The 11,575-nt window shown below is 63.7% G+C and carries 10 protein-coding genes; 7 read left to right on the top strand and 3 right to left on the bottom strand.

What is annotated here, in order from left to right; genetic code table 11:
* Positions 1-7: 7 nt before the first annotated feature.
* Genes A3A9_RS0130165 through A3A9_RS0130155 form a run of 3 tightly spaced genes read right to left on the bottom strand, consistent with a single transcriptional unit; the run spans position 8 to position 2,602 of the window.
* A complete protein-coding gene (locus A3A9_RS0130165; protein WP_027061969.1) occupies positions 8-997 on the bottom strand; it encodes a transketolase family protein in 990 nt (329 codons plus the stop codon).
* A complete protein-coding gene (locus tag A3A9_RS0130160) occupies positions 994-1,842 on the bottom strand; it encodes a transketolase (protein WP_027061968.1) in 849 nt (282 codons plus the stop codon). The genes A3A9_RS0130165 and A3A9_RS0130160 overlap by 4 nt, the downstream gene beginning before the upstream one ends.
* A gap of 4 nt (positions 1,843-1,846) precedes the next feature.
* Positions 1,847-2,602, bottom strand: coding sequence for an SDR family NAD(P)-dependent oxidoreductase (locus A3A9_RS0130155; RefSeq protein WP_245279154.1), 756 nt, complete (start codon positions 2,600-2,602; stop codon positions 1,847-1,849).
* 158 nt (positions 2,603-2,760) lie between these two features.
* On the opposite strand from A3A9_RS0130155, the gene A3A9_RS0130150 reads away from it, so the two are divergent.
* The 7 genes from A3A9_RS0130150 (at position 2,761) to A3A9_RS0130120 (ending at position 11,540) form a co-directional block, all read left to right on the top strand.
* Complete coding sequence (locus A3A9_RS0130150; protein WP_027061966.1) at positions 2,761-3,981, top strand: mandelate racemase/muconate lactonizing enzyme family protein; 1,221 nt, start codon at positions 2,761-2,763, stop codon at positions 3,979-3,981.
* A gap of 130 nt (positions 3,982-4,111) precedes the next feature.
* Positions 4,112-6,505 carry a thiamine pyrophosphate-dependent enzyme gene (locus A3A9_RS39730; protein WP_027061965.1) on the top strand — a complete coding sequence of 798 codons (2,394 nt, stop codon included), beginning with the start codon at positions 4,112-4,114 and terminating at the stop codon, positions 6,503-6,505.
* 33 nt (positions 6,506-6,538) lie between these two features.
* Entirely contained in the window at positions 6,539-7,549 is a 1,011-nt protein-coding gene (locus tag A3A9_RS0130140; RefSeq protein ID WP_027061964.1) for a C-terminal binding protein, read from the top strand.
* A 223-nt stretch (positions 7,550-7,772) separates the two neighbouring features.
* A complete protein-coding gene (locus A3A9_RS41385) occupies positions 7,773-8,237 on the top strand; it encodes a hypothetical protein (RefSeq protein ID WP_245279153.1) in 465 nt (154 codons plus the stop codon).
* A gap of 83 nt (positions 8,238-8,320) precedes the next feature.
* Positions 8,321-9,085: a GntR family transcriptional regulator gene (locus tag A3A9_RS0130130; protein WP_027061963.1), complete on the top strand. Its 765-nt coding sequence runs from the start codon at positions 8,321-8,323 to the stop codon at positions 9,083-9,085.
* Between the two features lie 263 nt (positions 9,086-9,348).
* A complete protein-coding gene (locus A3A9_RS0130125; protein ID WP_027061962.1) occupies positions 9,349-10,413 on the top strand; it encodes a substrate-binding domain-containing protein in 1,065 nt (354 codons plus the stop codon).
* 59 nt (positions 10,414-10,472) lie between these two features.
* Positions 10,473-11,540: a substrate-binding domain-containing protein gene (locus A3A9_RS0130120; RefSeq protein WP_027061961.1), complete on the top strand. Its 1,068-nt coding sequence runs from the start codon at positions 10,473-10,475 to the stop codon at positions 11,538-11,540.
* Positions 11,541-11,575 lie beyond the last annotated feature (35 nt).

The following is an 11,575-nucleotide window of genomic DNA, read 5'->3' as shown; positions in this document are numbered from 1 at the left end:
CGGAACCCTAACTCAGCGCAACGATCGTCGCGATGACGGCCTCGGTGGTCAGGCCGTATTTCGCCTGCAAGGTCGGCACCGCGCCGCATTCGATATAGTGGTCGGGGAGGCCGATGCGTGTCACTGTCTTCGCGATGCCGGCATCGAACAAGGCCTCGACGACCAGGCTCGCCAAACCACCCACCACGACATGGTTTTCCGCCGTGACGATACGGCCAACTGAGTTGGCAAATTCGGCCACCGCCTTGGCATCGAACGGCTTGATCGTCGGCACATGCAGCACGCCAGTGGAGATGCCTTGTTTGCGCAAGGCATCCGCCGAATCCAGTGCTCGCTCGGTCATGAACCCGGTAGAGATGATGCCGATATCCGAACCCTCGCGGAGCCGACGCGCCTTGCCGATCTCGAAGCGATAGCCGGGTTCGAACACGACAGGCACGCTGCCGCGCAAGAGGCGCATATACACCGGCCCCCGATGCTCCGCGATCGCTTCGGTTGCCGCCTCGATCTCGGTGGCGTCACAGGGGTCGATGATGGTCAGGCCGGGGATCATGCGCATCAGCGCCAGATCTTCGATCGCCTGGTGCGTGCCGCCATAGCCGGTCGTCAGACCCGGGAGGCCGGCGACGATCTTGACGTTGAGGTTGGAGTGGGCGAGTGCGATGGCGACGAAGTCATAGGCGCGCCGCGTCGCGAACACGCCATAGGTGGTGGCGAATGGCATCTTGCCGGTGCGCGCCATCCCGGCGGCAACCGCGACCAGATTCTGCTCGGCCATGCCGACATTGAAGAAGCGGTCTGGAAAGGCATCGCGGAACGGCAATATGTCGGTGTATTTGCCGAGATCGGCGGTCAGCCCTACAATGTCGGGGCGGCTCTGGCCAAGCCGCGCCAGCGACTTGCCGAAGGGCGCCTCGACACTTTGCCGACCGCCGCCGACCGCTTCGTCCTGGCCCATGGCCAGCGTGCGGCCGGCCTCCGTCGCCAAGCTGCTCATTGGGCTGCTCCCACGGTCTTCTCGAACTCGGCAATGATGCCGTCCCATAGCGCCACATCGATACGGAAGAAGTGCGACTTCTCGGAGGTCTCGATGCGCGGCACGCCCTTGCCGGGCAGCGTGCGCAGCACGATCGCCTTCGGCTTGCCGTTGCGGTTCCTTGCGGCCGCCAGCGCGCCGACGATCGCGGTCATGTCATTGCCGTCGATCTCCGATGTCTGCCAGCCGAAGGCACGCCATTTGTCGGAAACAGGTTCCATGTCGAGCACGACAGGGCCGTCGGCCTGGATGCCGTTGCAATCGATCAGCGCCACCAGCCCGTCGAGTTTGAAATGGCTGGCCGACATCGCCGCTTCCCAGGTCGAGCCTTCCTGCATCTCGCCGTCGGAAAGCTCGACGAAGACGCGTGCGTCGGATTTGTCAACGCGCAAGCCCAGCGCCTGGCCGACACCTTGCCCCAGCCCATGGCCGAGCGAGCCGCCGATCATTTCGACGCCGGGCGTGGTGTCGAGCGTCGACATTTCCAGCCGGCTGTTGTCGGCGCCATAGGTGACGAGCTCTTCGACGGGAAGGATGCCGGCTTCGGCGAGCGCTGCCCACAGCGCGATCGAATAGTGCCCGGTCGAGAGCAGGAAACGGTCGCGGTCTGGCCACGCCAGATTGTGCGGGTCGTAGCGCAGTTCGTGGAAATAGAGCGCGGCAAGCGTGTCGGCGATGCCGAGGCCCTGGCCGATATAGCCCTGGCCCTGGCCGCGCGCCATGGTCAGCATGTGGCGCCGCAACTGCGTTGCCTTGCGTTCGAGCGCGCCGATGTCGGCGGTGCCGGGAGGGGAGTTTCGCAGCATGGGATCAGTCCTTGTCGAGCCCGCCCGACATGTTGAGGCGCTCGGCGGTCATGTATTTTGGCGAATCGAGGCAGAGCCAGACGACGGCCTCCGCGACCTCCGCGATCTCGGCGCGGCGGCCAATCGGGATCCGTCGCGTGCGCTCGTCGAGAAAGGCTTGCAAATCGTTGCGGCCATTGGCGCGGGCGAGGTCGGCTTCGGTCGAGCGCTGCATCTCGGTGTCCATCATGCCCGGCGCCAGGCTGTTGACCAGCACGCCATAGGGCGCCAAAGCCACGGCAGCGGCGCGGGTGATGGAATCGACGCCGGCCTTGCTCGCCGTGTAGGCGGTGTAGTCCGGCAGCGCCATGCGCGATCCGGGCGAAGTGATGTTGATGATGCGTCCCGAACGCTGCTCGCGCATCACCCGGCCCGCCGCCTTGCTGGCCATGGCAAGCGCGGTGACATTGAGCGCCAGTGTGCGGGTCCATGCCTTGTAGGTGGCGTCAAGGAACGGTTCGATCACGCCATAGCCGGCATTGTTGACGAGGATGTCGATACCGCCCCAGCGCGCGACCACTTTTTCCACTGCCGCTTCCGGCGCGCCCTCCAAGGTGAAATCGCCAAGGATGGTCTCGGCTTCCGCGCCGGTTTCTCTTACCTGTTGAGCGGTTTCGGCAAGCCCGTCGCCATTAATGTCGGTGATAGCGACGCTACAGCCGCGCCGGGCCAGTTGGATCGCCACCTCGCGGCCGAGGCCGCCCGCAGCACCGGTGACCAAGGCTCTCCTGGACTTCGTGTTTTGATTTTCGGCAGGCAAGCGAGCACCCTCCCCGGTGACCATCTTGACGCATTTGATACCGGTACCATAAATGGCTGTCAACGAGGATGTGCTATTGTCCGCTGGGCCACGGGGTCCGTCGCAGCCGGGAGGAAAAGATGAAAGTCGTCGCGCTCGAAACGCTGCAGCTTGCGGAATTCCCGTTCCTCTTCTGGCTGCGCGTCCACACCGATGCCGGCCTCATCGGCACGGGCGAGACGTTCTGGGCGCCCGGGCCGGTCGCCGCCTACATCCACGACAATGTCGCGTCCTATCTCCTGGGCAAGGATCCGCGCGACATCGAGCTGCACGACCGCACACTCGGCAGCGTCTATGTCGGCGCACGCGATTCCGGCGCCGAGGTGCGCGGCAATTCTGCCGTCAACATCGCGCTGTGGGACATCTATGGTCAGGCGCTCGGCGAGCCGGTCTGGCGGCTGCTTGGCGGGCGCACACACAAGAGCGTGCCGATCTACAACACCTGCGCCGGCTACAAACATGTGCGCGCGACGAAGAAAAACGCCCTGTTCGAGCGCGGCGAGGACTGGTCGCTCAAGGCTGGTGATTCGAACGAAGGCCCTTACGAGGACCTGCTCGCCTGGCGCTACAATGCGGGTGATCTCGCCAGAAGCCTCAAATCCGAAGGCATCGGCGCGATGAAGATCTGGCCGTTCGACATCGCCGCCGAAGCGTCGAACGGCACCCGCCTTTCGCTTGCCGATCTCGACAAGGCACTGGAGCCGTTCCAGAAAATCCGCGACGCCGTCGGCCGCGACATGGAAATCATGGTCGAGCTGCATGGCCTGTGGACCTTGCCGCCGGCGCTGCGCATCGCCGAGGCGTTGAAGCCATATGACGTCGCCTGGCTGGAAGAGCCTATCCGCTACAATGAACTCGACGCGATGGCCGAAGTCGCCCGTCACGCCGCGATACCGATCGCCGCCAGTGAGCGGCTGGCCTCGCGGCAGATGTTCAAGCAGTTGATCGACAAGCGCGCGGCTAGTGTCATCATGATCGACCTCGCCTGGTGCGGCGGGCTCTCCGAGGCACGCAAGATTGCCAACATGGCCGAGGCCAGTGAACTGCCGGTCACCTTGCATGATTGCACCGGGCCGATCGTCTATGCCGCCAGCTGCGCATTGTCGGCGACCTTGCCGAACGTCAACTACCAGGAGGCCGTGCGCGCCTATTTCACCGGCTGGTACACCGAGATCGTCGCCGACATTCCGCCGGTCAAGGACGGTCATGTCGCGCCGCTCGAGGGGCCGGGGCTCGGTCTCAGCCTGCGGCCGGAGCTGTTCCAGCGGCCCGACGCCACCGTGCGGATTACGAAAATCTAGCGCGTGAAGGGCTCCATTCAGAGCCAGTAGACATTATGCTATTATAATCTATGATGAGCCGAAGCGAGCGGCCAACAAGCTCGCCGCCGGCACCTGTCGCCCGGCACCAGATGGATTCAGGGAGGCCTCGGTGGCAATTTCAGCAGCGCGGGCGCGCGACGATTTCAAGGGCGCTCCAAACCTGCCTGACAGGCAGGTTCTGCTCGACCTGTTCGAACGCATGGTGCTGTTGCGCCGCTTCGAAAGCATCGCCCAGATCGCCTGCCGCAAAGGCGAAACCCCCGGCTTCCTGCATCTCTATATCGGCGAGGAGGCGACAGGGGTCGGCGTCTGCGCGCATCTCAGGCCAACCGATTGGGTCACCTCGACCCATCGCGGCCATGGTCACGCTTTAGCCAAGGGCGCCAACCCCGGCCGGGTGATGGCTGAGCTGTTCGGCAAGGCCGACGGCATTTGCGGCGGCCGTGGCGGCACCATGCATCTCTATGATCGCTCGGTCGGCCTGTTCGGCACCAACGGCATCGTCGCCGCCGGCATCGGCCATGCCGTCGGCATCGGCATGAGCGCGCGTCAGCAGGGCCGTGACGATATCGGCGTCACCTTCTTCGGCGATGGCGCCGCCAACCATGGCGGCTTCCACGAGGCACTCAACTTCGCCGCCGTGCAGCGGGCGCCGGCGGTCTTTATCTGCGAGAACAACCTCTACGCCACCGCCACGCCGCTCAAGTCGATCACGCTCAATCCCGAGATCGCGACCAAGGCCGCCTCCTATGGCATGCCTGGTGTGGCGGTGGACGGCAATGATGTCTTCGCCGTCTGGCTGGCCATGAAAGAGGCGACAGAGCGCGCCCGTTCCGGTAAGGGTCCGACGCTGATCGAGGCCAAGACCTATCGCACCGTCGGCCACCACGAAGGCGATCCGGTCATCGGCACTTACCGCACGCAGGAAGAACTCGACACCTGGATCAAGCGCGATCCGATCGACATGTTCCGCAAGAAGCTGGTCGAGGACTACGGCATTGCCGATGCTGAAGCGCTCGCGGCAATAGAGGCGCGGATCGAGAAAGTGGTCGAGGCAGCGCTGACCTTCGCCCGCAACTCGCCGGAACCAGATCCGGCCACTGTGCGCCTGCATGTCTTTGCCGACCCTATCAATCCGCCTGCAGCCCTGCAGCCGCGCGCCGTCGGCGAGACGCGCACACAAGGCTGGCTCGAAGCGGTACGCGACGGCATCGCCGAGGAAATGCGCGCCAACCCGGCGATCCTTTATTTCGGCGAAGGCACCGGCGAACGCGGCGGCAGTTTTGCTCACACCAAAAACCTGTGGCAGGAATTCGGCGCCGAGCGCGTGGTCGACACGCCGATCTCCGAACAGGGCTTTACCGCCGCCGCCGTCGGCGCCTCGGCCACCGGCGCCCGCACCGTCGCCGACCTGATGTTCGCCGACTTCGCTTTCGAAACCGCCGGCCAGATCTTTTTACAGGCGGCCAAGCTGCGCTACATGACCAGCGGCCGGATGAGCGCGCCGATGGTGGTGCGTGTTGGCGCCGGTGCGCTGCGCAGTTCCGGCCCGCACCACAGCGGCATCTATCATCCGGTCTTCGCCCATATGCCTGGCCTCATCGTTTGCGTGCCATCGACCCCGGCGGATGCCAAGGGCTTGATGAAGACCGCGCTCAGGGCCGGCGATCCCGTCATTATGCTGGAACCCAAAGCGCTGTTCGCCTCCAAGGGCGAGGTTCCGGTTGGTGAACATTATGTGCCGTTCGGCGTCGCGCGCATTGCGCGGGCTGGCACCGACATCACCATCGTCGCCGCCGGCCAGATGGTGCAGCGCACGCTTGAAGCGGCCGAAGTCCTGGCCGCCGAAGGCATCGAGGTCGAGGTCATCGACCCGCGCACCATCATGCCACTGGACATCCAGACGATTGTCGCCAGCGTGCGCAAGACTCATCGCCTGCTCATCGTCGACGAGGCCTGGGCGATGTGCGGCCTTGGCGGCGAGATCGCCCAGGCCATCAATGAGCTCGCCTTCGACGAACTCGACGCACCGCCGGGAAGGCTGCACACCGCGCCGACCTCGCATCCCTTCGCCCCGGTGCTGGAGCGCGCCATGCTGGTCGACAGCGCCCGCATTGCGCAAGGCGTGCGCGACGTCATTGCGGGCCAGCCGCCAGTGCCGGATCACTGGTACACGGTCGGTCTGAAAAGTGCTGTGCCGGCTAACCCTGCGCCTGCGCCGGTCAAACCACAGCCCACCGCATCAGTCGTTGCCGCCGTTTCCAGCGACGACGAGGCGATAACAATGCCGTTCGGCGATCTCACCGTCAGCGAAGGCACCGTCATCAAATGGCTGAAGGCGGTTGGCGAACCGGTCAAGGAGGGCGAACTGATCGCCGAAATCGAGACCGACAAGGCCGTGGTCGAGATCGAAGCGCCCATCACCGGCACGCTTGTCGCGATCGATCAGCCGGTCGGCGCCGTGGTGCCGATGGGCGGGCGGATCGGCGGCATCAAGAAGTAACCACCACCAGATTATGAAATCCGAAGGGCTGGCATGAAGATCCTGTGCGCCAACTGGCAAGCCGCCGACGAGGCCGAACTCGAACGCGAGCATTATGCCGATATCGAGTTCATCCTCGCCGGATCGACCAACGACAAAGCGGCAGCACTCGATCCGGCGATCTGCGAAACGGTCGATGCCGTCATCAACTATTCGCCGACCCACAATGTCGCTGCCGCTCCGTCGGCCTTTCCAAAGGCGCGTATCGCCGTGCGTTCGGGTGTTGGCTTCGACAACATCGACACAGCAGGCTGGGGCGCGCGCAAGATTCCGGCCTGCAACGTGCCGGACTATGGCACGACCGAGGTCGCCGACCACGCCATCGGCCTTATGCTGGCGCTGACGCGTGGGACGTCGGCTTATGGGGCCGAGCTCTCCGGCCACGGCGCCGAAGGCTGGCATTTCTCCAAGGCGCCGCTGGTGCGCCGGCACAAGGGCGCCACCTTCGGCATTGTCGGGCTTGGCCGCATCGGGCTCGCCACCGCACGCCGTGCCGCCGCCTTCGACATGAAGGTGGTGTTCTACGACCCGCATCTTCTGTCCGGCGTCGACCTGTCGACCGGCTATGAGCGCGTTCATTCGCTTGACGAGTTGATGGGGCGGGCGGACGTCGTGAGCGTCCACACGCCGCTGAGCGAGGAAACCCGCAATTTGCTTGGCGCTGCTGCTTTCGCCGCCGCCAAGCCTGGCTTGGTGCTGATCAACACCGCGCGTGGCCCAATCGTCGATCTCGACGCGCTGGAGGTTTCCATGCGCAGCGGCACTGTCGGTGGCGCCGGGCTCGACGTGCTGCCGAACGAACCGGGCGATCTCGATCATCCGCTGCTGGCGGCATGGCGCCGCGACGAGTCGTGGATTGCCAATCGCCTGATCGTCACGCCCCACGCCGCCTTCTATAGCCCGGCATCGATGCGCGACCTCCGGCTGAAATCGATCGAGGTCGTGCACGCCTATCTCGCCGAGGGTCGGCTCACCAACTGCGTCAACTCAGAGTATCTGAAATGAACATGGCGGCGTCACCGACACGGCGGCTCGCAGCCTCGCCCTATGCGCGTCGCCTGGCACGCGAGCGCGCGTTGCCGCTCTGGCGACTGATGTGCTTGGCTTCGTTCCGATTGCCGCCCCCTTGACCTCGCCTGATACCGTCGCCCCTGTCGCCGCGCCATCTCTCGCTGCGTCGCGGGTCGCAGCCTGTGCCACGTCCGTTGCCCTGAATGCATTGCAAGAGTTGCTGGCGGCGCTGGAGGGGGCCGGGAAAACCTTCGATATCGAGGATATCCTGCTGCGAGCGGCAGGTCGGGCATTCGCCGAAAATTGTGGGATCGCCAGCGGTGCCGAAGCGTCCGTGGCGCTGGAATCGACGGGCCGGCAAGCGGTGTTCGCCACAAGTCTAGAGATGTCCCTGACATCGCTGCGCGCAATGCGGCTTGCGACTTTGAGCGACGGCCGTGACGAAACGGAGAAGCCGGCGGCTCTGTCCCTGCGGATACTGCCCACAAGCGACATCCGGCCAGTGATGATGCCACTCTTGCCCGGCCGCGCCATGCGCCTCACCGTCTCGCCCAACATGGCGGGTGACCATGCCGAATGCCTGCTGACGGTGGATGCGGCAAGCGTTGATGAGGCCACCGCTTCCGCTTGGCTGGCGACCCTGAAATCGGCGATCGAACACCCGCTTCGGCTCTTCGTCTGAGACGGTTGATAGCCGTCGGCCTTGCCTAGCCTCAGGCGAAGGAAGCTATTATAAAAGCTTCGACAAGAGGCACGGCGAGGCACATGGACCATCCCACCATCGACAGTCTTCCCAGGCGCACGCTCGGCCGCACCAATGGCCCGCTCTATCGCCAGCTGGCCGACATTTTGCGCGAACCGATCGGCAACGGCACTTTCCCGGTCGGCGGCGAGCTGCCGAAGGAAGCGACCATTGCCGAGCATTTTGGTGTGAGTCTGATCACCGTGCGCCAGGCGCTGCGCGATCTCGAGGCCGACGGCCTGATCCGGAAACGCTCGGCCAAGCCGGCCGTAGTCGCGGCACGCAGTCCGTCGGTCAATCTGAGCTGGAAGTTCAAGAATTTCGCCGACATGGCGGCCTTCACCAAGGACGCCATGCTGACAGTGAAATCCTACCGCAAGGAGGTTTCGCCCGTGCTGCAGCGCCATTTCGGCATGGGCAAGGACGAGGCGGGCTATTGTTTGCGCAGCGTGCTGTCGATCGGCGAACAGCGCAAGGCGCAGATCACCACCTATTTCCCGCCCGACATCGGCGCCCGGCTGAAGCGGGAAGATTTTTCGGACGTGCTGATTTTCCGTTCGGTGCAAAAACATCTCGGCCTGCGGCTCGATGTGGCGCATGTCACGGTGCGTGCCGAAATCGCCGACGAGGCCGTTGCTGCCGACCTTGGCATCACGCTCGGCAGCCCGGTGCTGACCGTGGAAATGCTCTACCAGTCGGCGGACCAGCGCAGCATCGAATTCTCCGTTGCCCGCCACCCCGCCGACATCTTCAGCATCACCTATGACGCGCCCAACGACCTGTCCTGAAGCGTGTCGGAGGCGGTATTTTCTGCCGACGTCGCATAGACAGGCTCATAAAATTATAATAGCATGATAGCTAGACTGAAGTGCTGGCCATGGGAGAAGTCGCAAGGGAGGAACTCCGGCGAATTCGGCTCGCGGACGTAGCCTGGGGGAAGTCTGGTCAAATTGACATTCGTAATTGGTACCGGTATCAATTTGCCGTCTTCATCCGATCAAGATGGCGCAGTCCATCACCGGCTGGGCAGGAAACACTAGGGAGGAAGACCATGAAATTAAGGAGCTTGTGCGCCGGCTTCGTGGCGCTTGCCGGGTTCGCAGTCTCGATGGGTGCGATGCCTGGCCATACCGAAGAGAAGAAGCCTTACACCATCTATCTCTCGAACAATTTTGTCGGCAATGACTGGCGCCAGCAGATGGAACGCGTCGCCAATGTGGCGGTCAACAAGGGTCCGCTGAAAGGCCGCGTCGATCTCAAGATCGAAAATGCCGAAGGCACAGTCCAGGCGCAGATCAATTCGCTGAACAACATCATCCGCCAGAAACCGGCCGCGATCCTCATCGATGCGTCGTCGGCGGAAGCGCTCAATCCCACCATCAAGAAGGCCTGTGACGCCGGCATCATCGTCGTCAGTTTCGACCAGACCGTGTCGGCCGAATGCGCCTACAAGATGCATTCGGATTTCGACATCATGGCCAACAACCAGGCCGAATGGATGGCCTCCATCCTCGGTGGCAAGGGCAAGGTGCTGATGGATCGCGGCCTTGCCGGCGCGCCGATCTCCGAACAGTTCGAGAAGAATTTCGGCGCCGTCCTGAAGAAATATCCCGGCATCGAGATCGTCGGCTATTTCAACGGTAATTATGCCGCTGGTCCCGAACAGGAGGGCGTCGCCAGCCTGCTTGCCGCCCATCCGGAAGTCGACGGCATCTTTTCGCAGGGCTACGGCACCGGCGCCATCAAGGCGCTGCAGAACGCCGACCGGCCACTGGTGCCGATCGTCGCCGCCGCCTTCAACGGCACCGGCGTGACGTGCGCGCAGACCAAGGGCGCCAAATGCTGGCTGGGCGCCAATCCGCCGTCGTTGTCGGCCGAGGCGATCAAGCTCGCGGTCGACATACTCGACACCGGCAAGAAGCCGGCCGACACCACAGTGCTGTTCAACTCACCCGGCCTGACCACGGATATGGTCGATGCCAAATATGCCCCGAATTCCTCGGCGGTGAAGATCGAACTCGGCAAGACCGTATTCCCGGACCTGGCGCCCGGCCTTTCCTTGCCGGTGTCGCCAAGCTGGGTCGAGATTACGCCCAAGGAGGCTTCGGGAACCTGACGCGTGCAATGCGCCGTATTTGGCGCCACTGTTTCGAACAAAAACGGGAGGAGAAAATCATGAAATCATTGAGCCGCAACATCGGCCTCGCAGCGCTTGCAGCCGCCATGATGGCGGTGGGCATGCAGGCCGGCCATGCCGAAGACAAGAAGCCCTACACCATCTATCTCTCAAACAATTTCGTCGGCAATGACTGGCGCCAGCAGATGGAGCGTGTCGCCACCGTATCGGTCAACAAGGGTCCGCTGAAAGGCCGCGTCGACCTCAAGATCGAGAATGTCGAGAACACCGTCCAGGCGCAGATCAATTCGCTCAACAACATCATCCGCCAGAAGCCGGACGCGATCCTCGTCGACGCCGGTTCGGATTCGGCCTTGAACCCGACCATCAAGAAGGCCTGCGACGCCGGTATCGTCGTCATCTCCTTCGACCAGGTGGTGACCGAGCCCTGCGCTTTCGCAGTGGCTTCCGACTGGGACCGCATCCCTTCAGTCATGGCCGAGTGGATGGCGACGCAGCTGGGCGGCAAGGGCAACATCATCCTCGATCGCGGCCTCGCCGGCGCACCAATCTCGGCGCAGCTGCAGGGTGGCTATGAAAAGGTGCTGGCCAAATACCCCGACATCAAGGTCGTCGGTTACTACAATGGCAATTACGCGCTCGGTCCGGAGCAGTCGGGAGTCGCGGCGCTGCTTGCCGCCAATCCAAAGATCGACGGCATCATGACGCAAGGCTACGGCTCCGGCGCCATCCAGGCCATCAAGGATGCGGGGCGGCCGATCGTCCCGGTCGTCGGCTTCTCCTACAATGTCGCCGCCGTTACTTGCGCCCAGACGCAAGGTGCCAAGTGCATCCTTGGCTCCAACCCGGCCTATCTCTCCTCGGAAGCGATCAAGCTGGCGGTCGACATTCTCGACACCGGCAAGAAGCCGGCAGAGCGATCCGTCTCGGTCAAGGGCGACTTCGTCACCACCGATCCCTTCGAGTCCAAGCTTTATCCGGGCACCAAGATGATCAAGATCGCGGTCGGCGAAAACGCCTTTCCGGATCAAGCGCCCGGCCTGACGCTGCCGATCACGCCCGACTGGGTCGAGATCACCGCTGCGGAAGCCGCCGGGGCGAAGTAACATCCGTGACCACGACCCTGTCTCCCGGCATCGCA

This window comes from Mesorhizobium loti CJ3sym, assembly GCF_000472785.1.
GTDB lineage: Bacteria > Pseudomonadota > Alphaproteobacteria > Rhizobiales > Rhizobiaceae > Mesorhizobium > Mesorhizobium loti_E.
This window is presented reverse-complemented; position numbering and strand designations above follow the sequence as displayed.